The organism is Antrihabitans spumae (assembly GCF_043944905.1).
Taxonomy (GTDB): Bacteria; Actinomycetota; Actinomycetes; order Mycobacteriales; family Mycobacteriaceae; genus Antrihabitans; species Antrihabitans spumae.
In genome coordinates this window covers 1-24754 of the sequence record NZ_JBIMSN010000009.1, presented here as the reverse complement: position 1 = coordinate 24754, position 24754 = coordinate 1, and the positions used below count along the sequence as shown (strand labels likewise).

22 protein-coding genes are annotated in these 24754 nt (G+C 63.4%); 18 read left to right on the top strand and 4 right to left on the bottom strand.

Annotated features, from left to right (window positions below):
- The first annotated feature begins 34 nt into the window (after positions 1 to 34).
- Positions 35 to 847 (top strand): mycofactocin-coupled SDR family oxidoreductase, encoded by an 813-nt coding sequence (locus tag ACHIRB_RS02680; protein ID WP_395125778.1) that lies wholly within the window; start codon positions 35 to 37, stop codon positions 845 to 847.
- A gap of 6 nt (positions 848 to 853) precedes the next feature.
- Here the strand turns inward: ACHIRB_RS02680 and ACHIRB_RS02675 are convergent, their stop codons facing one another.
- Positions 854 to 1579, bottom strand: a complete 726-nt coding sequence (locus ACHIRB_RS02675) for an SDR family oxidoreductase (protein WP_395125779.1) — start codon at positions 1577 to 1579, stop codon at positions 854 to 856.
- A gap of 129 nt (positions 1580 to 1708) precedes the next feature.
- Here ACHIRB_RS02675 and ACHIRB_RS02670 point away from each other — a divergent pair, with 129 nt between their 5' ends.
- The 7 genes from ACHIRB_RS02670 (at position 1709) to ACHIRB_RS02640 (ending at position 8131) form a co-directional block, all read left to right on the top strand.
- A complete protein-coding gene (locus tag ACHIRB_RS02670; protein WP_395113167.1) occupies positions 1709 to 2719 on the top strand; it encodes a M23 family metallopeptidase in 1011 nt (336 codons plus the stop codon).
- Positions 2720 to 2785: 66 nt separating this feature from the next.
- Positions 2786 to 3388 (top strand): CGNR zinc finger domain-containing protein, encoded by a 603-nt coding sequence (locus tag ACHIRB_RS02665; protein WP_395113168.1) that lies wholly within the window; start codon positions 2786 to 2788, stop codon positions 3386 to 3388.
- 3 nt (positions 3389 to 3391) lie between these two features.
- Positions 3392 to 3829, top strand: a complete 438-nt coding sequence (locus ACHIRB_RS02660; protein WP_395125780.1) for an SRPBCC domain-containing protein — start codon at positions 3392 to 3394, stop codon at positions 3827 to 3829.
- Positions 3819 to 4520 carry a mycofactocin biosynthesis peptidyl-dipeptidase MftE gene (gene mftE / locus ACHIRB_RS02655; protein ID WP_395125781.1) on the top strand — a complete coding sequence of 234 codons (702 nt, stop codon included), beginning with the start codon at positions 3819 to 3821 and terminating at the stop codon, positions 4518 to 4520. Before ACHIRB_RS02660 ends, mftE begins: the two co-directional genes overlap by 11 nt.
- 93 nt (positions 4521 to 4613) lie before the next feature.
- Positions 4614 to 6011 (top strand): mycofactocin biosynthesis glycosyltransferase MftF, encoded by a 1398-nt coding sequence (gene mftF, locus ACHIRB_RS02650; RefSeq protein ID WP_395113171.1) that lies wholly within the window; start codon positions 4614 to 4616, stop codon positions 6009 to 6011.
- Positions 6004 to 7494 carry a mycofactocin dehydrogenase MftG gene (gene mftG / locus ACHIRB_RS02645; RefSeq protein ID WP_395125782.1) on the top strand — a complete coding sequence of 497 codons (1491 nt, stop codon included), beginning with the start codon at positions 6004 to 6006 and terminating at the stop codon, positions 7492 to 7494. The genes mftF and mftG overlap by 8 nt, the downstream gene beginning before the upstream one ends.
- A 193-nt stretch (positions 7495 to 7687) precedes the next feature.
- Positions 7688 to 8131 carry a hypothetical protein gene (locus ACHIRB_RS02640; RefSeq protein ID WP_395125783.1) on the top strand — a complete coding sequence of 148 codons (444 nt, stop codon included), beginning with the start codon at positions 7688 to 7690 and terminating at the stop codon, positions 8129 to 8131.
- Here ACHIRB_RS02640 and ACHIRB_RS02635 read toward each other — a convergent pair.
- Both ACHIRB_RS02635 and ACHIRB_RS02630 read right to left on the bottom strand, forming a co-directional pair.
- Positions 8123 to 9316: a metallophosphoesterase gene (locus tag ACHIRB_RS02635; protein ID WP_395125789.1), complete on the bottom strand. Its 1194-nt coding sequence runs from the start codon at positions 9314 to 9316 to the stop codon at positions 8123 to 8125. The two genes, ACHIRB_RS02640 and ACHIRB_RS02635, sit on opposite strands and share 9 nt — an antisense overlap.
- Positions 9317 to 9467: 151 nt before the next feature.
- Positions 9468 to 10439, bottom strand: a complete 972-nt coding sequence (locus ACHIRB_RS02630; RefSeq protein ID WP_395125784.1) for an SDR family NAD(P)-dependent oxidoreductase — start codon at positions 10437 to 10439, stop codon at positions 9468 to 9470.
- 80 nt (positions 10440 to 10519) lie between these two features.
- Between ACHIRB_RS02630 and ACHIRB_RS02625 the strand changes: the two genes are divergently transcribed.
- The 8 genes from ACHIRB_RS02625 (at position 10520) to eutC (ending at position 21095) form a co-directional block, all read left to right on the top strand.
- Positions 10520 to 11995, top strand: coding sequence for an SDR family oxidoreductase (locus ACHIRB_RS02625; RefSeq protein WP_395113175.1), 1476 nt, complete (start codon positions 10520 to 10522; stop codon positions 11993 to 11995).
- Between the two features lie 64 nt (positions 11996 to 12059).
- A complete protein-coding gene (locus tag ACHIRB_RS02620) occupies positions 12060 to 13706 on the top strand; it encodes an AMP-binding protein (RefSeq protein WP_395125785.1) in 1647 nt (548 codons plus the stop codon).
- 72 nt (positions 13707 to 13778) lie between these two features.
- Positions 13779 to 15062 carry a sigma-54-dependent transcriptional regulator family protein gene (locus tag ACHIRB_RS02615; RefSeq protein ID WP_199703415.1) on the top strand — a complete coding sequence of 428 codons (1284 nt, stop codon included), beginning with the start codon at positions 13779 to 13781 and terminating at the stop codon, positions 15060 to 15062.
- An 85-nt stretch (positions 15063 to 15147) separates the two neighbouring features.
- The gene (gene adh / locus ACHIRB_RS02610; RefSeq protein WP_199703414.1) at positions 15148 to 16671 is read left to right on the top strand and encodes an aldehyde dehydrogenase; all 1524 of its coding nucleotides are present in this window, start codon (positions 15148 to 15150) and stop codon (positions 16669 to 16671) included.
- 43 nt (positions 16672 to 16714) lie between these two features.
- The gene (locus ACHIRB_RS02605; RefSeq protein WP_395113178.1) at positions 16715 to 17233 is read left to right on the top strand and encodes a DUF779 domain-containing protein; all 519 of its coding nucleotides are present in this window, start codon (positions 16715 to 16717) and stop codon (positions 17231 to 17233) included.
- A gap of 192 nt (positions 17234 to 17425) precedes the next feature.
- The gene (gene eat, locus ACHIRB_RS02600) at positions 17426 to 18892 is read left to right on the top strand and encodes an ethanolamine permease (protein WP_395113179.1); all 1467 of its coding nucleotides are present in this window, start codon (positions 17426 to 17428) and stop codon (positions 18890 to 18892) included.
- Positions 18889 to 20328 (top strand): ethanolamine ammonia-lyase subunit EutB, encoded by a 1440-nt coding sequence (locus ACHIRB_RS02595; protein WP_395125786.1) that lies wholly within the window; start codon positions 18889 to 18891, stop codon positions 20326 to 20328. The genes eat and ACHIRB_RS02595 overlap by 4 nt, the downstream gene beginning before the upstream one ends.
- Positions 20325 to 21095, top strand: a complete 771-nt coding sequence (gene eutC / locus ACHIRB_RS02590) for an ethanolamine ammonia-lyase subunit EutC (protein ID WP_395125787.1) — start codon at positions 20325 to 20327, stop codon at positions 21093 to 21095. The genes ACHIRB_RS02595 and eutC overlap by 4 nt, the downstream gene beginning before the upstream one ends.
- Positions 21096 to 21148: 53 nt before the next feature.
- On the opposite strand, the gene ACHIRB_RS02585 is transcribed toward eutC, so the two are convergent.
- Positions 21149 to 23239 (bottom strand): neutral/alkaline ceramidase, encoded by a 2091-nt coding sequence (locus ACHIRB_RS02585; protein WP_395113182.1) that lies wholly within the window; start codon positions 23237 to 23239, stop codon positions 21149 to 21151.
- 147 nt (positions 23240 to 23386) lie between these two features.
- On the opposite strand from ACHIRB_RS02585, the gene ACHIRB_RS02580 reads away from it, so the two are divergent.
- Both ACHIRB_RS02580 and ACHIRB_RS02575 read left to right on the top strand, forming a co-directional pair.
- A complete protein-coding gene (locus ACHIRB_RS02580; protein WP_395113201.1) occupies positions 23387 to 24481 on the top strand; it encodes a site-specific integrase in 1095 nt (364 codons plus the stop codon).
- Positions 24478 to 24754: hypothetical protein (locus ACHIRB_RS02575; protein ID WP_395127596.1), on the top strand; the 277-nt coding region annotated here is incomplete at its 3' end. The genes ACHIRB_RS02580 and ACHIRB_RS02575, both read left to right, overlap by 4 nt.

The following is a 24754-nucleotide window of genomic DNA, read 5'->3' as shown; positions in this document are numbered from 1 at the left end:
CTCCCCACCGACATTCGACGAAGGATCTTTCGATATGGGTCAACTCGACGGCAGGGTCGCTTTCATCACCGGTGCTGCTCGTGGGCAAGGTCGCAATCATGCGATCCGACTGGCGCGCGAAGGTGCCGACATCATCGCGGTCGACGTGTGTGCAGCCGTTTCCACCGACAATGGCTACATCCCAGCTACCGCTGAGGATCTGGTCGAAACGCGCAATCTGATCGAAGCGGAGGGCCGCAAAGCTCTGGTCGCCGAGGCGGACGTCCGCGACAGTTCGGCGTTGCAGGCGGTCGTCGATCGTGGGGTCGAGCAGTTCGGCAGGCTCGACATCGTGATCGCGAACGCGGGCATCTGCAATTGGTCACGCTTCTGGGAGATGCCGGACGAGCAATGGTCGACGCTGCTCGACATCAACCTCACCGGCGTGTGGAAGACGTTGAAGGCGACGGTGCCAGCGATGATCGCGGCGGGCAACGGTGGCTCGATCATCACCGTCAGCTCGGTGGCCGGACTCAAGTCGCTACCCGCGCAGGCGCACTATTCTGCAGCCAAGCACGGCGTCGTCGGCCTGACCAAAAGTGCCGCAATCGAATTGGGCGAATTCAAGATTCGTGTGAACTCGATCCACCCCTACGGCGTCGACACACCCATGGGCAACGACGCCAACGCATTGGCGGTGTTCCGGAACTACCCGCGCTACCTCGCAAGCTTCGGGTCGATACTCACCGACAGCCCGCTCGCGGCTCCCGACGATGTCTCCGACGCGGTGCTGTGGTTGGCGAGCGACGCATCGCGAACTGTCACCGGCAGTCAGCTGTCACTCGATATGGGTGCGACGAAGGTCTGACGTCGATCAGTTGTACTTCGCCGCCAGATAGTCCTCGAAGGTGCCGTGCCCGAAGGCTTCGCCAGGGACGAGATTGACGCCGGCGTCGTAGGCCGCAAAAAGCTTGCCGGGCAACCGAAGTCCGACGGCGGGTCGTTTGCCGCCGGTCGCCGCCCGCCACGCTGCGTGCAGGTCCCTCATCGTCCGCTGGGCGGGTCCGCCGATGTCGGGTACCCGACCGCGCGGCGAGCCCAAGGCCAACTCCGCCAACCTCGTTGCGACCTCATCGACGGCGATCGGCTGGAACCTGACCGACGGTGCGATGACGACTGGCAGATATCGCTGGGCAGAGAACATCGAATCGACGAGAGAGTGGAACTGCGTAGCGCGCTGCACCGTCAGAGGTACACCCGACGACCGGAGGATCTCTTCGATGCGCACGCGCTGTTTGTAGAACGACAGTGGTATCTCGTCGATCCCGACGATCGAAACAAGCACCAGGTGAGTAACTTTCGCTCGGACAGCGGCGGCAGCGAGGTGCTCTGCTATCACGAGATCCTTCTTGCCGTTGGTCGTCGCGAGGTGCACGACCGTATCGATTCCCGCCAGCCCCTCGTCGACGCCGTCACCTGTGAGCAGGTCGGCGGCGATTGCGTCGGCACCACCGCGCCGGGTGAGGCCCCGCGCGTCATGGCCTGCGGCAATCAGTGCTTCGAGCGTCGGCGTGCCGAGTTGGCCGGTCGAACCTGTCACCAGAAGTCGTTTTGGGGTCTCGTCTGTCGGCACGTGTCTCTCTCGTTTCGTCGTAGTGTGCTTGGTCGAGGCTAGCTTCGGGTCTGCACGATCTATGTCGAAACCTCGCGGTCGCCTCGTGCTCTGGTCGTGACCAATACGGTCTCGCAGCCGGTGACCATCGCCTCGGTCACGGCGCAGGACGGCGATCGAGTCCTGCGTGACTTGCAGTCCGACGTCCTGCCCCGGTGGATGAAGGTCTTCGGCTCGACCGCGCCTGGCACCGTGTTGGGTCCCGGTCAGGGCGGGCTTGTGTGGCTCGATGTCGTAGTCGATTCGCTCGACGATGTACCTGATCGAATCGAGCACGACATCGCCGTCGAACTGGCCGATCCGAGTCCACCGCTGCTGCCGAAGACATTGACGGAATCCGTTGCGCCAACCGATGTTCAGAAGGTCGATCCGATCGTCATCGGGGCGCCGCTCGACGGTCCGCACTGGCTCGACGGCAACAGCTGCTGCGAGGTGACGGCCCACCGCGCAGCGGTGAGCCCGCTGAACGGCGAACTGTGGGCGCCTGAGCGGTTTGCCATCGACTTCGTTGCACTCGATGCAGACGGAAAGATGTTCAAGGGCGATCGGACCAAGCTGGAGAGCTATGCGTACTACGGCGCGAACGTTCACGCGGTCGCCGACGGCAAAGTGGTGGCGGTGCGCACGGATCTGCCCGAACAGACAGCGGGTGCTAACCCGTCAGGCCTGCCGATCGACGAGTACGGCGGCAATCACGTCGTGCAGGACATCGGTAACGGCCACTACGCCTTCTACGCGCATCTGCAGACCGGTGATGGAGTCAAGGTGAAGGTCGGCGACGACCTGACGAAGGGACAGGTTGTCGGGCTGCTCGGCAACAGCGGCAACACCGATGGACCACATCTGCATTTCCATGTGATGGATGGCATCGATCCACTTGTCGCGAACGGTTTGCCGTTCGAGATCGATTCGTTCGAGCTCGAGTCGCGGATCGCGTCGGACGAGAATCTGGGGGCGGTTGCCGAGGCCGGCGCCGCGGCAGAGTACGCGCCCAATGTGTCTGCAGGCCAACGGAAAGACGAGAGCCCCCTGTACCTCGACATCATGAAGTTCGACGTCGGGTCGTAGCCGGAGCTGTGCCGCCCTCCGATGCGAGGGCTTGCGGGAACTTGGTAACCAGTTATAGTGGTTACTATGGATCGACGGCCGAGTGTTGCGATGCGCTCACCGGAGGGAACGCCCTTCTCGGTGGCGACCGGAGCGCTGTGGCTCGACCTCGTGTACACGGGAGGCGCGGGTGACCGGTCGCGTTGGGAGGCGTTGCATACGCCTTCCGATGTGGCCGCTTGGGCGCTCTCGAGTGGTGTCGTGTCCGACCCGAGTACGGTGCGGATCGACGAAGCCGACCTACGCGCTACGCATCGTTTACGAGAGACGTTGTGGGACATGGCCAATAGACTGGCCGATGGAAAGCTCCCGACCTCTGACGCAGTAGCGCACCTGAACACTGTTGCGCAAGAAGCGGACCCGGTACCACAGCTGGTGCTGCGGTCGGGTGCGCTCGAGTTGGACCGAGGCCGCAACGCCGATGGAGCCCAGGTGCTCTCGGCTATCGCGAGGGATGCGATCGCACTGTTGAGCGGTCCCCATGCGGATCGGGTCAAGCGTTGCGCCGCAACAGATTGCGCGCTGCTGTTCGTCGATACCTCCCGTCCGGGTGCGCGGCGCTGGTGCGCCATGTCCCGTTGCGGCAACCGCGACAAAGCGCGGACCAGAAGACGTTTCGAGAAGGGATAGACCATGGCAGATGTATCGGTACCTGTCGGCAAGACCAAGGATGCGGGCTGGGAGATCGGAGTCTCCAAGACGCTCGGATTCGGCGTCGACGAAGTGTGGTCGGTGCTCGTCGGTGAGCCCGGCGTGTGGCTGGGCGACGGCGCGCTCGTTCCCACTGTAAAGGGGGAACAGTGGCAGGCCGACGACGGTACAGTCGGCGAGCTTCGAAGTCGTCGCGAGCACGATCGAATTCGGCTGACCTGGCGTCGGGTGGATTGGCGCGAAGACAGCATCGTGCAAGTCGCACTGAAGGCGACGTCGCCGCAGAAGACCGTCGTCAGATTTCATCAGGAGCGGATGGTCGACGGTTCGTTGCGCGAGCAGCAGCGTAAACATTGGCAGGCAGCCATGGAACGTCTGGAACTCGCCGTAGCAAATAGTGTGCAAACCGGTGTTCGATGACGTCGTCGTGAGCAATCTCGGCAGCAGTGTGTGGTCCGACCGTGGCAATGGAACCGACACCGTGGCCGTCCCTGTCGGGTCCGTCGAACAGCACGGACCGCACCTGCCACTGGACACGGACACGACCATCGCGGTCGCTGTCGCCGCACAACTGACCGGAACCGTGCTCGCACCGGCTATCGCCTACGGGGCAAGCGGCGAGCACGAAGCCTTTCCCGGCACCGTATCGATCGGCGCGGCCGCGCTCGAATCGGTGCTGATCGAGTACGGCAGATCGAGTTGCCGATGGGCCGCTCGTGTCCTCTTCGTCAATGGACACGGCGGCAATGCGCAGTCGATCGCTAATGCGGTGCGGCAGTTACGTTTCGAAGCCCGCGACGTCGCTTGGCTGCCCTGCGCAGTACCCGGGGGAGACGCGCACGCAGGCAGGACCGAGACCTCGTTGCTGCTGCACATCGCGCCGGACCGAGTTCGGCTCGACCGTGCGGAGCCTGGCAATACGGATCCGATGGCGCTCCTGCTGCCGACGCTACGTGCCGAGGGCGTCCGTGTCTGCTCGCCCAACGGCGTGCTCGGTGACCCGACCGGAGCAAATGCGCACGAGGGTGAGCAGTTGCTCGCAGCAATGGTGGTGCGGTCGAATTCCGCCGTAGCACGATGGAAACCCGATTCGAACGGCATGTTGACCTGAAAACAGGCCACCTTGACCGTTTCGTTATCTGCTGAGCAATGTTAATTTCCCGCACAGTGACACGGCATGGGCAAATCCGCATACCATCGCCTGATGCGCCAAGGTCGACTACCCGACGGTTTTGGGGTGCGTATCGATCCAAAAGTGCGTACCTACCGTGATGGTCGGGTACTCATCGGTGGCTCACCGACCAGGATGTTGAAACTTGCGCCGTCCGCCGCCGCGATGATCGGTGACGGGTTCCTCGAAGTGACGGATCCTCAGACCGCTGTCGTCGCTCGCAGGCTGCTCGATTCCGGGGTTGCCAATCCGCGTCCGAGGTTGCTTCCGTCGACCGACGACGTCACCGTCATAGTTCCGCTCCGCAACAACGTCGGCGGTCTCGACCGACTGTTGGCGGCACTGCGGGGCCACCACGTGATCGTCGTCGACGACGGTTCCGATGTGCCGGTGCAGGTGCCGCAGGCAGGGGAGTGCCGCTGCAGTGTACCGGTCATTCGCCACGAGGTCGCGCGTGGACCCGCGGCAGCGAGAAACGCCGGAATGCGTGCAGCTACAACTGAATTCGTAGCGTTTCTCGACTCCGATGTCGTCCCTCGCAAGGGCTGGCTCGAAGTGATGCTCGGTCATTTCAGCGACCCCGAGGTTGCGTTGGTAGCGCCGAGAATTGTCGCGCTCGACCCCGAATCCAACGAGCTGGCGCGCTACGAGCACAGTCGATCGTCGCTCGATCTCGGGCGTCAGGAATCCGCCGTCCGCGCGCGCAGCCAGGTTTCCTATGTTCCGTCGGCCGCGATGCTCGCCAGGCGCAGCGTTGTGCTGGACGAGGGTGGCTTCGACGAAACGATGCATGTAGCCGAGGACGTAGACCTGTGCTGGCGGCTGGAACAAGCTGGATGGCGACTCCGGTACGAACCTGCCGCTCAGGTCGCGCACGACCACCGAGTGTCGTTCGGTCAGTGGTTCGGTCGCAAGATGTTCTACGGGACCGGCGCAGCACCGCTCGCGGCCCGGCACACCGGCAAGGTGTCGCCCCTGTCGATATCCAAGTGGACAGTCGCGGCGATCGCGTTGCTCGCAACACTGACCCGACTCGGCTTGTTCGGTGCCCTCGTGTCGCTCTCGGTGGCGATGTTCCGATTGCGAAAGGTCTTCGACGATCTCGATCAGCCGACGAGGGTCGCGGCCATCTTCGTCGCGCGAGGCTTCGTTGCGGGGCTGTGGCAAATTGCGTCGGCCATGTTCCGGCACTACTGGCCGATCACTCTGCTTGCGATCATCTTCTCGAGGCGAATACGACAAGTCGCGTTGGCTCTCGCTGTGTCGGAGGGTGTCGCAGATTGGTTGAAGCACAGGGAGACCGGAGGTCTCGACCCGGTCCGCTACATCGCTTTCAAGCGGCTCGACGACATCGCATACGGCACGGGGCTCTGGCAGGGTGCGATCCAGGCGCGGAGCATCGAGGCTTTGAAGCCGACTCTGGGTGACTGATCTGCTTCCCCATGAGGTCGATGTTGCGATTGTCGGCGCAGGCAGCGCCGGTTGTGTACTTGCCGCCAAATTGAGTGCGGCCGAGGGGCGTTCCGTCGCACTCCTCGAGTCGGGTCCTGGCTACGGCAGCATGGCCGGCTGCCCTCCCGAGCTTCTCGATCCGGGCAGGCTGCCGGTAGGTCCGGGTGCGCGTTTCGTTCGCCGGTATCGAGGTGAACTGCGGCCAGGTCAGGTTACGGAGATCGTTCGTGGGCGTGTGCTCGGCGGCTCCGGCGCCGTCAACGGGTGCTACTTCGTCCGTGCGAGGCCCGCGGATTTCGATGGGTGGCCGCAGGAGCACTGGTCGTTCTCTCAGGTGCTGCCGCACTTCCGGGCACTGGAGAACGATGAGGACTTCGGCGGCGAGTTTCACGGCTTGTCCGGTCCGATTCCGGTGCGACGAGATACGGGCGACCGACTCACTCCGCTGAGCTCGGAGTTCTATGCGGCATGCCTCGCTGCTGGGTTCGTCGACGATCCGGACAAAAACGCTCCGACAGCGATGGCGGGCGTCGGTCCGGTGCCGTCGAATATCGGGGACGGCCGCCGGATCAGCACCGCCATCGGCTATCTGTTGCCGGTGCTGCACCGACAGAATCTCGCTGTGCTCACGAACACGACAGTGACGAGGGCGCTGTTCGACGCCGACCGAGCAGTCGGGATCGAGGTCGTCGACAATGGGATCCGGCGCCGGATCGCGGCGGATCGAATTGTGTTGTGCGCGGGCGCAATCGAAACCGCTGCGCTGCTATTGCGTTCGGGGATAGGCGATCCGGAGCAGTTGCGGTCGGTCGGAGTGCCTGTCGTTGCCGCGCTGCCGGGTGTCGGTGCAGGGTTCTTCGATCATCCAGAAGTGGGGATTCCGTATCGGCCGACTCGCGGAGGCATCGCTGACGTACCTGCGCTGCAGGTTGTACTCAACACGGATGACATCGAATTCAGGACGTACACAGCGCCTTTCGCGGAACTGGTGCCGGGCAGCGGTGATGTGGTGCAGCGCTTCGGTGTTGTCCTGATGCGACCGAGGTCGAGAGGGTCGGTCCGGCTGCAGGACTCCGATCCGCGGACCGATGTCGCGATCGACTACCGGTACCTCGCAAGCGAGTCGGACAAATCAGCAATGCACGATGCAGTTCTGACAGGACGTCGACTGCTCGACGACCTGATTGCAACGGGCGTCGTGGACGCAGTATCACCCGACTTTTCCGACGCTCGATTTCTCGAGCACCTCGGCACCTCGCAGCATCTCGGTGGTACCTGCCGCATGGGCCGCTCCGCCACCGACGGTGCTGTCGTCGACGCGCGCTGCCAGGTGTTCGGAGTGACCGGGCTGTCCATCGTCGACGCCTCGATCATTCCGTCGCCGCTCAGCCGTGGACCTCATGCAACGGTCGTGATGATGGCCGAGCGCGCCGCGGAATTCATTGTCCAAAGCCCTTTTTGATCACCCTCGTCTTGGAAGAAGCTGATACGCAACGGATTTGTGTGATTTTTTTGTAATACGCTGTCGAACAACGTGATTGGCGACCAGTTCGTCCCGGTGCCTGGTGTCGCATGTCCTTGCGTGCGGGGATGTAGCGGATACGGTAATCTGCCATCAGTCACTGGCGTATTGCGAGAGTTTGGATGGCCGAGAGTTGATCGAAGGACACGATGCAGGTCGATCGGCAGATCTCGCGGTTTCGCATCCGCAGGGCATATCGCTCGTGCTGTACCGGGTCCGAGCCGTGCTCGACCTGATCGACCGCCTTGGGTCGACTCTCGACGATATTTCGGAGCTACGTAAGTCGGCGCAGTTCATTGCAGACAACATCGCCCAACTCGGTGAGAGTGCCGCTGGGATCGATAAATCCGCGCACGATATCGCTCGCGACATCGAAGGGCTCTCCAAAAGTGCGGCCGGTATCGATTCCAGCGCCGGACTACTGGCGAACGCCATGCCCGTCATCCAACGACTAGCCGAAATCGTCGACCCGCTCGAAAGTACCGTCACGCGCCTCGGTCGGTTCGTGGACCGTATGCCTGGTGGTCGACGGGCCGCCAAGGAGTTGGACCAAACCGCAAGGCCGAGGTCAGTGTGAGGACTTCACGGTAAGGACAGTGATCTCGCTCGGCGCGAAAATGCGGAACGGCGGACCCCAGAAACCCGAACCGCGGCTGGTGTAGAGCTGCGTACGGTCGCCGTGCTTGCTCAAACCCGCAACTACGGGCTGATCCAGTCGGACCAGATAGCGGAACGGCCAGATCTGGCCCCCGTGGGTGTGTCCCGAAAGCTGGAGGTCCACACCGGCACTCACGGCTTGCGAAATTTGTTTGGGCTGATGGGCGAGCAGCAGAATAGGGTGCTCCGGATCGCTACCGGCAAGTGCCGCAGCAAGATTGGCGCCGTGCCCAGCCAGGCCGGAGGCGCGGGCAGTGGCGTCGTCGACGCCGGCAATCGTCAGGGTGGCGTCCCCTCGCGTGACGACGAGGTGGCGATTGTGCAGGCTGTCCCAGCCGATGTCCTGCATGTAGTCGAGCCAGCCCTGCGCTTCGCTGAAGTATTCGTGATTTCCGGTGACGTAGACGCGAGCAAGTTTTGCGCGCATCGACGCGAGCGGTGCCGTCTGGTTGTCACGTTGCGACACGGTGCCGTCGGCGATATCTCCTACGTGGCACAGGATGTCGGCGTCGAGACCGTTGACTGCGTCGGCCAAGCCGGCGGACCACTTGGCGCGGTTGATCGGTCCGTAGTGCGTGTCGGTGACAACCACGACGCGTGCGTTGTCGAGGTCGGCACCGAGTCGGGGGATCGTGACGTCGACGCGCTTGATGCGCGGGATCCGCATTGCCTCGTAGTGGCCCCACGCCAGGAGGACTGTAACGACGACAACGACCGCAACCGCAACGATGCGGGAACGCGTCGGGTTGTCGACGCCTGCGAGCACAAGGGCAAGCCGCGCGATATCGCCGATCACGGTCCATACGAACAACACCCACGCGACTCCGAGCAACACGTCACCGGCAACGGCGGCCCGGTCCAGATGTCGACGCCCGTGCCCGAGCATCATCAAGATCGGCAGCGCGACAAGCGCTCCGGCGAACAACACGGTTCCAGCGACGGTGACCGGCGTCGGCCACTCCACGGACGAGTAGACCAGGGACCACCACGGCACCCCGAACAGCAGCACCAGTATTGCGAATACGGGGATCAGGCGCAGCCACGCGCGACGAGAGCGTCGGGGCGTCACAGCCTCGTCGACGATCGCAGCGGGGTCGGTGTCGATGGTGTTTGGATCGATGATGTTGGAATCGGCAGGGGTCGAATCGGGCACAGCAGTGTCCTCCGCAGTCGGGTCGCTACGCGGCTCGTGCGTCTTTTCGGTGGTCGGGCCGTCCGAAAAGACGCACGAGGCCGCAGGTGTCCAGGTTACGGCGTTACACCGTCTCGGTCGCGGTCGTGCAGAACCGAACGAAGCGCTCGAGATCGGCGACACTTTCTTTCGTCACCGGTAGGTAGTGCGCCGACCGGACGCGACGGTCGTGCCAGAACTGACCAGTCGGCGGTTCGGGTTGCGTCGCCGCCAACCAAACCGCGGTGTCGGCGCCTTCGGCCGCGGTTCGCAGAATCGGACCCGTGATCCGTTTGAAGGCGGGCAGCGAGTCGGCTACGCCGGGGGTATCTGCCCAACCCGGATGCATGCTGTGGACCGAGATATGTTGTTGTGCAAAGCGTTCCGCGAGGTACGGGGTGATCGCGACCTGCATTCGTTTCGTACGCGAGTAGGCGACCGCGCCCTTGTACTCGCCGTGCCGAAACTCCGGGTCGTAGGCACGCAACTTCTGGGTGTACATCCCGCCGGACGATACGAAGATGACACGAGCACCACCGGCCGCACACAGAATCGGTGCGAGCCGCTCGGTGAGAAGAACGGGACCGAGGACATGGGTAGCAAGGGCGACCTCGTGCCCTTCGCTCGTCTCTGTCCTGGTCGGTGGCATCAAACCTGCGTTGTGCACGAGTACGTCGACACTGTCGACGCGTGCCATCAGATTGGCAGCAAAATTGGCTACGTCGGCAAGGTTGGAGACGTCGCACACCTCGACTCGAACATCGGCGCCCGGAACATTCGCAACGATGTCCTTGCGGGCCTGTTCGCCTCGTTCCGAGTTGCGAACCGCAAGCAAAACCGTCGCGCCGAGCCGAGCAAGTCCCTCGGCGGTCGACTTTCCGATACCGGAATTGGCGCCGGTCACCATCGCGACTTTGCCGGCCAAGGCGTCGGGTGCCGGATCGTCGTTCGCCCAACTCTTGCGTCGAACAACAAACCCGATCCGGGAGTAACCGGGGACCACGGCGCGGTCCAACGCGGTGTCGAGTAAGCGGGACAGCCCGCGGGTTCGGCTCATGCATCTATTGTGCATCGATATCCTGTTCGTGTGGGGGTACCCGCGCAGTGGTGGCACTGTCGAACGATGGGAGACAACTGATGGGCGAGCTTCGCGTACTTGTGACGGGGGCGACAGGGTACATCGGTGGCAGGCTGGCCCCGCTGTTGTTGGCCCAAGGTCATCGTGTGCGGGTCCTGGCCCGCTCACCCGAGAAATTGAACGACGTGCCGTGGGCGGACGACGTCGAGATCGCGCGCGGCGACCTCAGTGACGCGGATTCGCTGGTAGCCGCATTCGAGTCGATCGATGTCGTGTACTACCTCGTGCACTCGATGTCCTCCGGTGGAGAGTTCGTCGACGCCGAACGGATCGGCGCGGAGAACGTAGCCAAAGCGGCCGTCGCCGCCGGTGTCGGACGCATCGTCTACCTCGGTGGTCTGCACCCCGACGAGTCGGACCTGTCGCCACATTTGCGGTCCCGCACGCAGGTCGGCGAAATTTTGATCGGCTCGGGGGTCCCGACGATCGTGCTGCAGGCCGGCATCGTCATCGGATCCGGGTCGGCGTCGTTCGAAATGATGCGCCACCTGACGAACCGGCTTCCGGTGATGACAACCCCGAAGTGGGTGAACAACCTGATCCAGCCGATCGCGGTCAGGGACGTGCTGCACTACCTCGTCGAATCTGCACATGCACCGATCGAAACCAGCCGGACGTACGACATCGGCGGCCCCGACGTGCTGCGCTACGCGGACATGATGAAGGGCTACGCGGAGGTTGCCGGTCTGCGGCGTCGTCGGATCATCGTCCTCCCGGTGCTCACACCTCGACTTGCGGGACTCTGGATCAGCTTCGTGACGCCGATTCCGAAGGCGATAGGCAGCGCGCTGATCGAGTCGATCGACAACGACGCTGTGATGAAAGAACACGACATCGATCAATTGATCTCCCGGCCCGACGAAGGCCTGATTCCCTATCGCGAAGCTGTTCGTCTCGCCCTGCACAAGGTGGAAACCGGTGAGGTAGAGACGAATTGGGCGAGCGCCTCGTCTGCGGGTGCCCCGTCGGATCCGCTCCCGTCCGATCCGGACTGGGCGGGTGAGATCGTCTACACCGACGAGCGAGGCAAGGAATGCGACGCCGACGCCGAGACGGTCTGGGCGGTGATCGAGAGTATCGGCGGCGAGAACGGCTGGTATTCGTTCCCGGTGGCGTGGTCGGTGCGTGGGTGGCTCGATCGCGCAGCAGGCGGCGTCGGCCTCAAACGTGGGCGCAGAGATCCCAAGCGTCTGCACACCGGTGATGCGCTGGATTTCTGGCGCGTCGAGCACATCGAGCGCGGCACGCTGCTGCGGCTGCGTGCGGAGATGCGTGCTCCTGGCGGAGCGTGGCTCGAATGGCGGGTCGAGTCGACCGGGCCAGGGCGGTCGCGGCTCGATCAACGCGCGATCTTCCTTCCGCGTGGCATCGCGGGCAGGAGTTACTGGTATGCGCTCGTCCCGTTCCACGGGATCATCTTCAAGGGCATGGTCAACAACATCACGGGCGCGGCGATGCGGGCGAAAGAAGCGTAGGCAACGGAAGGTGCCCCCGTTCGGGGGTAGTCGAGTGTGAGTGGTGTCACTACCGTCGGACGGTATGAGCGCATTCTCGAATCATTCGACCCAACCGAGCTACGCGTCGGGTCCGTCGACCAAGCCGCTGCTCGGCGACACCATCGGCGACAACTTCGACCGAACAGTCGAATCGTTCGGCGACCGTGACGCACTCGTCGATCGCGCGGCGGGTCGTCGCTGGACCTACCGAGAACTTGCTGCCGACGTCGACGCGCTTGCGCTCGGTCTGCTCGACGCTGGAATAGGCAAGGGCGACAGGGTCGGCATCTGGTCGCCCAACTGCGCCGAGTGGACGATCGTGCAGTACGCAACCGCGAAGATCGGCGAGATCCTCGTCAACATCAACCCCGCCTATCGGTCGCACGAATTGCAGTACGTGCTGAAGCAGGCGGGCATTGTGATGATCGTCGCCGCCGCGGAGTTCAAGACGTCGAACTACGTCGAGATGATCGATGAGGTTCGTCCGAGCTGTCCCGACCTGTCGCGTGTGGTTGTGATCGGTCGCGACGAGTGGGCAGCACTGTTGGGGGTCGGTAGTGCGGCCGAGCATGACGCGCTGGCAAGGGCGCAGGCGCAGCTCTCGTCCGACGATCCGATCAACATTCAATACACCTCGGGGACAACAGGTTTCCCGAAGGGTGCGACGTTGAGTCACCACAACATCCTGAACAACGGCTACTTCGTCGGCGAGCTGTGCAACTACACCGAGGTTGATCGCATCTGCATTCCGGTGCCGTTCTATCACTGCTTCGGGATGGTGATGGGAAACCTCGCTGCGACGACTCACGGAGCCGCGATGGTGATCCCGGCCCCTGCGTTCGATCCGAAGGAGACCTTGGCCGCCGTCGAGGCAGAACGATGCACCTCGCTCTACGGTGTGCCGACGATGTTCATCGCTGAGCTGTCCGAACCCTCCTTCGACACCTTCGACCTGTCCAGTCTGCGAACCGGGATCATGGCAGGGTCACCGTGCCCGGTCGAGGTGATGAAGCAGGTCATCGAACGGATGGGGATGAGCGAGGTGTCCATCTGTTACGGCATGACCGAGACGTCGCCGGTGTCGACGCAGACCAGGGCCGACGACACGATCGACCAGCGGACCGCGACGGTCGGGCAGGTCGGCCCGCATCTGGAAATCAAGATCGTCGACCCGGCGACCGGATCGACGGTCCGGCGAGGCGAGGCCGGCGAGCTGTGCACCCGCGGCTATTCGGTGATGCTCCGCTACTGGAACGACGCCGACAAGACTGCCGACGCCATCGACGCGGCGCGGTGGATGCACACCGGCGACATCGGCACGATGGACGCCGACGGCTACGTGGCGATCACGGGCCGCATCAAGGACATGGTGATCCGTGGCGGCGAGAACGTCTACCCGCGGGAGATCGAGGAATTCCTGTACTCGCATCCCGACATTCTCGACGCCCAGGTGATCGGCGTCCCCGACGAGAAGTACGGCGAAGAGCTGATGGCGTGGATTCGGATGAAGGACGGCGCGACACCACTTGACGTCGACGCGGTCAAAGCGTTTTGCACCGGCAAACTCGCGCATTACAAGATTCCGCGGTACGTCCACATCGTCGACGAATTTCCGATGACCGTCACAGGTAAGGTCCGCAAGATCGAAATGCGCGAACTGGCCGCGGAGTTGATCACCAGTGGTGGCTGACACGCGTCTCACGGAACATTGCCGGTGTGAGCCGCGTTACAGTAGAGAGCAACGACGGGAGACGCTCGCCTGATGACGACGCAGCCGACTGCGCACGCCAACCCTTGGATTGCACTGCACCCAGGGGATGATGTCGTGTCGCTCGCACGTCGAGTGTCGTCGGCGCATCAGTCGTTCGTCGACAGCGCCGGCGCAGACGGCGTGCGGACCGTTGTCCTCGATTCGTGGCAGCGCAGTCGCAGCAACGGTGTCGATCCGGATCGGTCGTCGGGCGTCTCGTCCTTGAGCGGTTCCGAGTTGGAGCAGTACCGGTCGACTCACCCGATGGCGTTGATCAGACCCGTGATTCGCAAGTTGCTCGTCGAGGACGCCGCCGACACCGGATTGCTCGTCGCGATCACCGATGCGCACGGTCGGCTGCTGTGGGTCGAGGGCGACACCGCGGCAAAGGACAGAGCGGTCGGAATCAACTTCACCGAAGGTGCGGACTGGAGCGAGGACAGTGTCGGCACCAACGCTCCCGGTACCTCGATCGCTTTGGACCATTGCGTTCAGATCTTCGGTGCCGAGCACTTCAGTCGCACCGTGCACGACTGGAGTTGCTCCGCGGCACCCGTCCACGATCCGGTGAGTGGTCGGATACTCGGGGCCATCGACATCACGGGCGGTCCCCGTGTGGCGGTACCCGAAGTGCTGTCGCTGATCCGGGCGACCGTTGCCGCTGCCGAATCCGAACTGCGGTTCCATGTGCTCAACGCGTCTCCGCTCGACCGTCGCCCCCCGCGCCTCGAGGTGCTCGGTTCGCGTCCGGCACTTGTGCGTGCGGGTGAGCGAATTGCGTTGTCGCGCAGGCACGCCGAAATTCTGCTTCTGCTGCTCGACCATCCGGAGGGGTTGGGCGCCGAGCACATCGCAATGCTGCTCGACGAAGGTGTGCTCGATCCCGTCACCATCCGTGCCGAAGTGTCTCGGCTGCGCAAGATCCTCGGATCCGACGTCCTCGGATCGCGACCGTACCGACTTCTTGCAGCGATGGACTCCGACATCGGCGACGTGCGAGCCGGCCTCGATCGAGGCGACGTCCGGTCTGCTGTTGCGCACTACGCCGGACCGGTGCTGCCGTCCTCGGATGCACCCGGGGTCTATCGGGTGCGCGAAGAACTCCGTGCGCGGGTGCAAGCCGCGCTGCTGCGTAGTGCCGACACAGACCTGCTCCGGCGGTGGACGTCGTCGGTCGACGGTCGCGAAGACCTGTCCGCCTGGACGGCGTACCTCGGTTCGCTCGATCCGCGATCGTCCCTGTATGCCCAGGTCAGAGCCCGAATTGCGCTGCTGGATCGCGAGTTGCGCGGGTAGGTCGGATTTACCCAACGTTGTTGCAACGTCGCGCTCGTAGTGTTCTGGATCACAGGAAGTTTATGTGATCTAACAAGGAGCCTCGATGACTGTTTTCGCCCGCCCAGGGACCGAAGATGCCCTCATGTCTTTCCAATCCCGCTACGACAACTGGATCGGTGGACAGTGGGTCGCGCCGGTCAAGGGTCAGTACTTCGAAAACCCGACTCCCGTCACCGGTGAGAACTTCTGTGAGGTCGCCCGCTCGACAGCAGAAGACATCGAACTCGCCCTCGATGCAGCGCATGCCGCAGCACCCGCATGGGGCAAGACGTCGGCAGCAGAACGCGCCGTCATCCTCAACAAGATCGCCGATCGGATCGAAGAGAACCTCGAGTCCATCGCGCTCGCCGAATCGTGGGACAACGGAAAGCCCATCCGCGAGACGCTCGCAGCCGACATCCCTCTCGCCATCGATCACTTCCGCTACTTCGCGGGAGCCATTCGGGCACAGGAAGGTTCGCTGTCCGAGATCGACGTGGACACCGTCGCCTACCACTTCCACGAGCCGCTCGGCGTTGTCGGGCAGATCATTCCGTGGAACTTCCCGATCCTCATGGCTGTATGGAAGCTCGCACCCGCTTTGGCTGCAGGCAACGCGATCGTGCTGAAGCCGGCCGAGCAGACTCCGGCCTCGATCCTGTACTTGATTTCCGTCATCGGCGATCTGCTGCCCGCCGGCGTGCTCAACATCGTCAACGGCTTCGGCACCGAGGCAGGTAAGCCGCTCGCTTCGAGCAACCGAATCGCGAAGATCGCGTTCACCGGCGAGACCACAACGGGTCGCCTGATCATGCAGTACGCCTCGCAGAACCTGATTCCGGTCACGCTGGAACTCGGTGGCAAGAGCCCCAACATCTTCTTCTCCGATGTGCTCTCCGCCAACGACGACTACCAGGACAAGGCGCTCGAAGGCTTCACGATGTTCGCCCTCAACCAGGGTGAGGTCTGCACCTGCCCGTCGCGTTCGCTGATCCAGTCGGACATCTACGACGAGTTCCTCGCACTGGCCGCCATCAGGACAAAGGCTGTGCGCCAAGGCAATCCGCTCGACTCCGAGACGATGATCGGTGCGCAGGCATCCAACGATCAGCTCGAGAAGATCCTCTCCTACATCGAGATCGGCAAGGGTGAAGGTGCCCAGCTCGTCACCGGCGGCGAGCGCGCCCAGCTCGGCGGCGACCTCAACGGCGGGTACTACGTGCAGCCGACGATCTTCACCGGCCACAACAAGATGCGGATCTTCCAGGAAGAGATCTTCGGACCGGTTGTCTCCGTCGCCTCGTTCACCGATTACGACGACGCCATCTCCCAGGCCAACGACACCCTCTACGGCCTCGGCGCAGGCGTGTGGTCGCGTGACGGCGGCACCGCGTACCGAGCAGGCCGCGACATCAAGGCGGGCCGGGTGTGGACGAACACCTACCACCAGTACCCCGCGCACGCCGCCTTCGGTGGTTACAAGCAGTCCGGCATCGGACGCGAGAACCACAAGATGATGCTGGATCACTACCAGCAGACGAAGAACCTGCTCGTCAGCTACGCCCCGAAGGCAATGGGCTTCTTCTGATGAACAACTGCTTCGTTGTCACCGGGCCTTCGGGCAACCTCTGATGGTTGCCAGGCTCGTAGCTACCGCGGAGGCGATGGACCTATTGCGTCGCCTCCGCGGGATCCACGGTGGACTGATGATGCATCAGTCCGGCGGGTGCTGTGACGGGTCGTCGCCGATGTGCTACCCCAACGGGGAGTTCATCGTCGGCGACCGTGACGTGTTGCTCGGCGTCGTCGATCTGCGGCTCGAGGTCGGCGAGATTCCCAAGGACCTGCCCGATGGCGCAGACGCGATGGCGGTCTGGATCTCGGGTTCCCAGTTCGAGGCATGGAAACACACCCAGCTGATCCTGGATGCGGTGCCCGGTCGCGGCTCGGGCTTCAGCCTCGAAACGCCGGAAGGCATGCGATTCCTCAGCAGAGCACGCGCATTCACGGCCGAGGAGAACGAGCTTCTCGGCTCGGAGCCGCTGTTCGTCGGCGTCGATTGGGAAGAGGGTCGGCGGCCACTCCCGCCCGACGCACCCCAGGTTGTCGCCGAAGCTTCCGAGGCCTGCCCGGTTCCCATTCGCCGCTGAATGCGGTGAAATAAATGCACGTAACTTCGTCGTCACGCACGGCTCATCATCGCAACGATCGGCCAGCCTATCGTGTTTACAAGCCTGTTGTCTCACAAGATATCCAGGCGCCCGTCGTCGCGTGCCGGTCGAATGCCGGTACCCCGCACACCATTCATCTACTCCGATCGGAGTAGATGAAGAGGAACAACCATGTCGATCGCTGAGCCCCCGCCCAAAGATGCCGCAACCAAAGCAGGCGCAGGACGTCACGGCGGAACCGAATCCCATGACGAGGCAGGCGACTATCTCGCCAAACGAACACTGAAAAAGGGCACCGCCGGCTGGTTGCTGCTGGCGGGCCTCGGTGTCAGCTACGTCATCTCGGGTGACTACGCAGGTTGGAACAACGGTCTCGCGGAGGGTGGGTTCGGTGGTCTGATGATCGCGGCGATCGTCATCGCCGCGATGTACCTCGCGATGGTGCTCGGCATGGCCGAACTGTCGTCCGCGTTGCCCGCAGCTGGTGGTGGCTACACATTCGCTCGTCGCGCACTTGGCCCATGGGGCGGATTCGCGACGGGCACAGCCATTCTCATCGAGTACGCGATCGCACCGGCAGCAATTGCCACCTTCATCGGGTCGTACGTCGAGTCGCTCGATCTGTTCGGCATCACCGACGGTTGGTGGATCTACCTCGCCGTGTACGCGATCTTCATCGGCATCCACCTGACGGGTGCGGGCGAAGCGCTCAAGGCGATGTTCGTCATCACCGCGATCGCGCTGGTCGGTCTCCTGGTGTTCGCTGTCGCGTCGATCGGCCTTTTCGAATCAGGCAATCTGACCGACATCCCCGCGACCGATGCCGTCGGAGCGTCGTCGTTCCTCCCGTTCGGATTCTTCGGAATTTGGGCGGCGGTGCCGTTCGCCATCTGGTTCTTCCTTGCCGTGGAAGGTGTTCCGCTCGCCGCCGAGGAAGCTCGCGATCCCGAGAAGAACGTGCCGAAGGGCATCATCATCGCCATGTTGGTGCTGCTGATCACCGCAGCGGCCGTCTTGCTTCTCGCTACGGGAGCCCTAGGTGCGGGCGCGCTGTCGGTGTCGGGCAATCCTTTGGTCGAGGCACTCGGTGACGGAACCGTGGCGAAGGTCGTCAACTACATCGGTTTGGCAGGCCTCGTCGCCAGCTTCTTCTCGATCATGTACGCCTACTCACGCCAGACGTTCGCCCTCTCGCGAGCCGGGTACCTACCCAAGAATCTGTCGGTTACCAATTCGCGAAAGGCACCGACACTCGCCCTCGTAGTTCCCGGCGTGATCGGCTTCGTCCTCTCGCTGACCGGCGAAGGCGCGATGCTGCTCAACATGGCTGTCTTCGGTGCGGCCGTCAGCTACGTCCTGATGATGGTCAGCCACATCGTGCTTCGTGTTCGGGAGCCGGAAATGCCGCGGCCCTACCGCACTCCCGGCGGCATCGTGACAACAGGGTTCGCACTCGTGATCGCCGCGGCTGCCGTCGTCGCGACGTTCCTCGTCGATCCTGTTGCAGCTCTGTGGACGTTCGTGGCATTCGGTGCGTTCATGGCGTACTTCGGGCTCTACAGCCGGCACCACCTGGTCGCCAACTCGCCCGACGAGGAGTTCGCGATTCTGGCCAAAGCCGAAGAAGATCTGGAATGACGGGATCGCTGCAGAAGGCGTACTCGCATCGGATCGGGGGAGTCACCTACTCCTTCAACGGCATTGTCGATCTGCTCGCGAAGGCGACACCGCGACGATCGGGTGACGAACTCGCCGGCTGTGCGGCAGCGTCGGATGCCGAACGCGCAGCAGCACAGTGGGCCCTTGCGGACATGCCGCTCGACGTCTTCCTGGAGGAACTCGTCGTGCCGTACGAGGACGACGAAGTGACGCGGCTGATCATCGACTCCCACGATCGCGTTGCGTTTCGGATGTTGTCGCACCTGATCGTCGGCGGTCTGCGGGATTGGCTGTTGGACGTAGCGGCAGGCACCGACCCGGCGACGCAATTGACGACGGTCGCCGGTGCTTTGACGCCGGAAATGGTTGCGGCGGTCAGCAAGATCATGCGCAACCAGGATCTGATCGCGGTCGCTCGTGCAGCGTCAGTGACAGCTGCATTCCGAACGACGGTCGGGCTGCCCGGCCGGCTGAGCACTCGGTTGCAGCCCAACCATCCGACCGACGATCCGCGCGGTATCGCGGCGTCGACGTTGGACGGTCTGTTGCTCGGCTGTGGTGACGCGGTGATCGGAATCAACCCGGCCACCGATTCTCCCAAGGCGACAGCGGACCTGCTGTATCTGTTGGACGACATCCGGCTGCGGTACGAGATTCCAGCGCAGTCGTGTGTGCTCAGCCACGTCACGACGACGATGGAACTGATCGGCAAGGGTGTGCCCGTCGACCTGGTCTTCCAATCGATCGCAGGTACGCAGGGCGCGAATTCCGGCTTCGGCGTTGATATTTCGTTGCTGCGGGAAGCCAATGCGGCAGGGCGATCGCTCGGCCGTGGCACCGTCGGCAACAACGTGATGTACCTCGAGACCGGTCAGGGGTCGGCGTTGAGTTCCGGTTGCCATCTCGGTACCGGTGGCGCGCCCGTCGACCAGCAGACCTTGGAGACGCGGGCCTACGCCGTAGCGCGGGATTTGGAACCGTTGCTCGTCAACACCGTCGTCGGGTTCATCGGCCCGGAATATCTCTACGACGGCAAGCAGATCATCCGCGCAGGCCTGGAAGATCATTTCTGCGGCAAGTTGCTGGGGCTGCCAATGGGCGTCGACGTCTGCTACACGAACCACGCAGAGGCCGACCAGGACGACATGGACAACCTGCTGACCCTGCTCGGCGCAGCAGGCGCGGCATTCGTCATTGCGGTGCCCGGTGCCGACGATGTGATGCTCGGCTACCAGAGTCTGTCGTTCCACGACGCGCTCTACGTTCGGCAGGTGCTCGGTCTGCGGCCCGCACCTGAATTCGAGGCCTGGCTGCATCGACTCGGAATGACCGATCGCGCCGGTCGAATCCTGTCGATCGACATCGGGGAGTCGCCGCTGAATGCCCTGACCGCACCTCCTGCGAGGGTGTCGTGACAGAGCTCAGTACCGCGGCATTCTGGGACGAGCTGCGCCAGAGCACCCAGTCGCGGATCGGGCTCGGTCGGGCGGGGGATTCGTTGCCAACTCAGCGGGTCCTCGAGTTCAAGGCCGCCCATGCGGCAGCGCGCGATGCAGTGCATGTCCCGCTCGATGTGGACACGTTGGTTGCTGCCGTAGCGGCGGTCGGCATCGGCGATCCGGTCGTCGTAACCAGCCTCGCTACCTCACGAGGTGAGTACCTGAGGCGTCCCGATCTCGGTCGCCAGCCCGACGATCTCACCGCTGTGCCGCGCACCGATGCGGACGTGGGATTCGTGCTGAGCGATGGACTTTCACCGCTGGCGCTGATGGAACACGGCGCCGGTCTGCTTGCCGCGCTCGCCACCGAACTCGGCGACGGATACTCCCTCGCTCCGCCCGTCATCGCAACGGAGGCACGCGTCGCGCTCGGCGACCACATCGCCGTCGCGATGGGGGTGCGAACGGTCATCGTGCTCATCGGTGAGCGGCCGGGTCTGTCGGTCGCGGACAGCCTCGGCATCTACCTCACCCATCTGCCCGACACGAGTCGTACCGACGCGGACCGCAACTGCATCTCGAACATCCACCCGCCGGAGGGGCTCGGCTACACGGTGGCCGCTCGGATTGCGGCAGGACTTGTCGAGGGCGCCCGTGCTCTCGGCCGCTCGGGCGTTGCCCTCAAGGACAACTCGCGCGACAACCCGGCGGCGGCCGTCGAATTAGGCGCTCCGCGCTTGTGAGTCTCTTGCAGAGGGCCGGCCCTCCGAAAAGACTCACGAGCGGCGGAGCCGCCCTATGCAATTTCGAATTCCCGGCTTGCGCCTCTGATCGGGAACACCCGGCCTGAGATGTCGCGTGCATCGCCCTGATAGACGATGCGATGTGTTCCGGGTTGCTGACCGGACGGAATGTCCCACGTGACCGTGATCGTGGTGACGAGCAGGTTCTGCTCGACGAGCAGCTTGGTGGACCAGTCACCGTCGTCGGCGACGCGCTTCCATGCGGCACCGTCTTTGCGCTCGACGGTGAGGTAGGTGTCGCCTCGTCGTAGGTTGTTGTTCGGATTCGCCCCCGCGAAAACAGCTTTCGCCTGTTGGCCCGTCGCATACGCCGCTGCTGGCTCGGCAAGAACGTCGCCGAAGGCTCGCCCTGCGGGAGGCATGTCGACGATCGGTTGCCCGCTCGGACTGACCGGAATTCGAGCCGTGGCGTCGTCGCCTGCGGGCCCGCCGGGGTCGACGGGCGTTCCGTCGCGAAGAGCGGTGGCAAGTTGGGCGACGATCTGCGTGACCGCAGGAAGTTGCCACCGGCCGAACAGCGTTGCGCCGCCCTCGTAGTTCTGGGTGTCGTACTCCTCCGGCGTCGTGAGGTAGTGGCCGTAGGCGTTTGTGTAACCCTGGATGATGATCGAATCGGTCGGTGCACCGAGAATCTCGGATACGGTGCGACGCAGTCGAAGTCCGGAGACGATTGTCACTTCGAACGGCAGCGAGACGAGGTGGAGCGAGCCGACGCGGACGACGTAGAACGGGAAGACCTGTTGCACGACACCAGGAACGAGGCCGACTGGCAGCAGGATCTCCTTCGGAGCCTGGGCGGCGAGAATGGCGGGCGTGATCGCGAAGATCTGGTCGGTGACAGCGCGGACCATCGGATTCCCGCCGCGTTCGCCTTCGTTGAACGGAAAGTCTTCCCCTGCACCGCCGTCTTCTTGGCTTCCTGCGGCGAAGGAAGCGCCGAGCATTGCAGGCGCGGTCTTGTGTTCGCGACCGTCGCCGGTGAATTCGGGTGCGACGATCACGTTGCTCATGTCGACGTAGCGCCAGCGAATGTCGACGCCGCCACCGATGCCGGTACCGCCCGATTGTGAACGCGCGGCTTGATATTGGCGGTCGCCGATGATTCTGGTGTTCTGGAATTCGTCGTCGGTCGGTCCCTCGCCGGGCTGCAGGTCGAGGTTGGGCGAGATGTCGCCGGGGTTGCTCTGGGCGAACGCCGCAACGATGCTGTTGTTGTTCGCGAGGTAGTCGACACCTACTTCTTCGCGTTCCCAGCGGTAGGCGGCGTAGCCCTTGTTGTCGCTACTGACGATCGTGTTCGTCGCCTTCATCGACGTGCCGTGAGTTGCGAACCAGTTGATGACGCCGTCGACGGTGCCGCCGCGGCTGATGTGCAGCGTCGTCGACTGCGGGTCGATGCGGTCGGGGAATGCTGCCCTGTCGGTCGCGGGGTCGTTGTCGAACGCGGGTGCCGACCGGTTGACTCCTGCGTCGCTCAGGCTGGAACGGGTGAGTCCGACGATGGCCGGGGCAATATCGTTGTGCGCCTTGATGATCGATTCGACGATGCCTGCCACATTCGCTTCGAAGGTCGCCGGGCGGAAGCCCGTGACCGTGATGTCGTAGAGCAGATGACCGGAGTTGCCGCCCGGCCCTGCATGCGTGTGTGTGGCCGAGAGCAGAACGTTTCCGCGGTGGTAGAGATTGCCGAATTGCGCGCCGAGTCTCCGCAGGACCTCTTCGAAGGTGCTCTGAAACATCAGCCCGGTCTCGGCGGTGACGTGCACGAGCCGGGTGTTGTTTGCAGTGTCCTGGAAGACGAATGCGCGCGAGCGCTGGCGTAGGTGCAGACCTGTGGCGGTCTGTTCGAACGACCCGTAGCCGTTCATGCCTGCCCCGAGGATTTCGCCCGTCATGTCGGCGATGCCTCGGCCGACGAGTAGGGATCCGGAGTTCGACGGCACAGCTCTCGCGCGCGCGGGATTGCCGAGCGCTCCTGCAGCCGCTGCTGCGAAAGCTGCAACAGCCGCGGAGGTGAGCACGGTCCGGCGAGGAATGCCGGACCGATGCTGGTGTGCGTATTCCGGCTGTCCCGACGTCGGCAACGTCCCACCTACATTCGATATCTGTAGTCGGTAGATAGCCGTCCAGCATGTAGTTCAGGCTGTTCTCCGGTACTGGAAGCTGCGCTCTGGACGGATTACCGTCGCTGCCGTCCATGACGGAGGTAGCGGGAGGCGCAGTTGCGTGTGATGCGAGTACTGGATCCAGTCAATGATGCGGTGTCGTTCACGCTGCTCGACGACGACGGGGTTGTCGAGCCGGTAGAACGCTATCTGCGCTACCTCTCCGATACCGAACGCTCACCGAACACGATCAAGGCACACGCCCACGACCTGAAGGATTGGTTCACCTTCCTTCGCGAGCGTGAATGCGATTGGCACAGAGTCCAGTTGGAGGATGTCGGCGGCTTCATTCGATGGCTACGACGCCCACCAGGGGTTCGGCGCTCGGCGGTGTCGGTGTTGCCCTCGGTCGAGCAATACTGCAGCGAGAGCACAGTGAACCGAAAACTGTCCACGGTTTCAGTCTTCTACCAACATGCGGCCCGCCACGGTGTCGACCTGGGCGAGTTGATGAGCTCCTGGCAGACCGGCGGGCACCGCGGCGCGTGGAAACCGTTCCTGCACCACATCAGCAAGACCGCCCCGAAGTCACGGCGAACAGTGAAGCTGCCGACCACTTCTAAGCTGCCGCGAATTCTTACTGCCATCGAGGTCCAGACGATTCTCGATTCGTGCGAACACCTTCGCGACCGACTGCTGTTCGCACTGCTCTACGACACAGGTGTCCGTATAGGTGAAGCCCTCGGATTACGCCATGAAGACATCGAAGCCGCCGAACGCGAAATCACCATCCGTCGTCGGACCAACTCCAACGGCGCCCGCTCCAAATCACCGCATCCGCGGACAATCCCGGTCAGCGTCGGTTTGATCCGCCTCTACGCCGACTATCTACATGCCGAGTACGGCGAGTTGGACAGCGACTACGTGTTCGTCAACCTGTGGGGTCGCCCGCACGGTCGACCGCTGACCTATGCCGCAACCCACGCCTTGGTATGTCGATTACGACGCGACACAGGCATCGATTTCGATCCGCACTGGTACCGGCACACCTACGCCACCCGCATGCTGCGCGACAAGGTGCCTGTCGAGGTGGTGTCGAAATTGCTCGGTCACGCCTCGCTGACCACCACGATCAGTACGTACGGGCACCTGACCAGCGACGACGCGCGACGCGCACTCGTTGATGCCGGCTGGTTCACCAACCAGTCGGTGACGTTGTGAGTCGCCCGAACCCCGGACTGTCGCTTCGACCGGTGCCGGGAACCCGACCCCAAACCGAAGAGCCGCTGAGCCCCGCACCGGATCCGTGGGAGAGCGAGTTCGGCAAAGACGTGTGGAACATGCGCGCCCTGCAGATCGCAGCGGCGAACCGGGTGACGATCCGCTTCGATCGGATCACCCGACCATGGCTCATGGATCTCGCAAAACGATGGGCTCGATGGCGATTGTCGACCGGGCTGACGGCCGAATGCGCAGCGCTCGGAACCAAAGCGG

Excerpts from the sequence above, each read along its gene's own strand:
- ACHIRB_RS02625 (WP_395113175.1), top strand. The coding sequence starts at position 10,520 with ATGGGCGAGCTTCGCGTACTTGTGACGGGGGCGACAGGGTACATCGGT.
- eat (WP_395113179.1), top strand. The coding sequence starts at position 17,426 with ATGTCGATCGCTGAGCCCCCGCCCAAAGATGCCGCAACCAAAGCAGGC.
- ACHIRB_RS02580 (WP_395113201.1), top strand. The coding sequence starts at position 23,387 with ATGCGAGTACTGGATCCAGTCAATGATGCGGTGTCGTTCACGCTGCTC.
- ACHIRB_RS02595 (WP_395125786.1), top strand. The coding sequence starts at position 18,889 with ATGACGGGATCGCTGCAGAAGGCGTACTCGCATCGGATCGGGGGAGTC.
- ACHIRB_RS02615 (WP_199703415.1), top strand. The coding sequence starts at position 13,779 with ATGACGACGCAGCCGACTGCGCACGCCAACCCTTGGATTGCACTGCAC.
- mftF (WP_395113171.1), top strand. The coding sequence starts at position 4,614 with ATGCGCCAAGGTCGACTACCCGACGGTTTTGGGGTGCGTATCGATCCA.
- ACHIRB_RS02680 (WP_395125778.1), top strand. The coding sequence starts at position 35 with ATGGGTCAACTCGACGGCAGGGTCGCTTTCATCACCGGTGCTGCTCGT.
- ACHIRB_RS02620 (WP_395125785.1), top strand. The coding sequence starts at position 12,060 with ATGAGCGCATTCTCGAATCATTCGACCCAACCGAGCTACGCGTCGGGT.
- ACHIRB_RS02660 (WP_395125780.1), top strand. The coding sequence starts at position 3,392 with ATGGCAGATGTATCGGTACCTGTCGGCAAGACCAAGGATGCGGGCTGG.
- ACHIRB_RS02665 (WP_395113168.1), top strand. The coding sequence starts at position 2,786 with ATGGATCGACGGCCGAGTGTTGCGATGCGCTCACCGGAGGGAACGCCC.
- adh (WP_199703414.1), top strand. The coding sequence starts at position 15,148 with ATGACTGTTTTCGCCCGCCCAGGGACCGAAGATGCCCTCATGTCTTTC.
- ACHIRB_RS02605 (WP_395113178.1), top strand. The coding sequence starts at position 16,715 with ATGGTTGCCAGGCTCGTAGCTACCGCGGAGGCGATGGACCTATTGCGT.
- ACHIRB_RS02630 (WP_395125784.1), bottom strand. The coding sequence starts at position 10,439 with ATGAGCCGAACCCGCGGGCTGTCCCGCTTACTCGACACCGCGTTGGAC.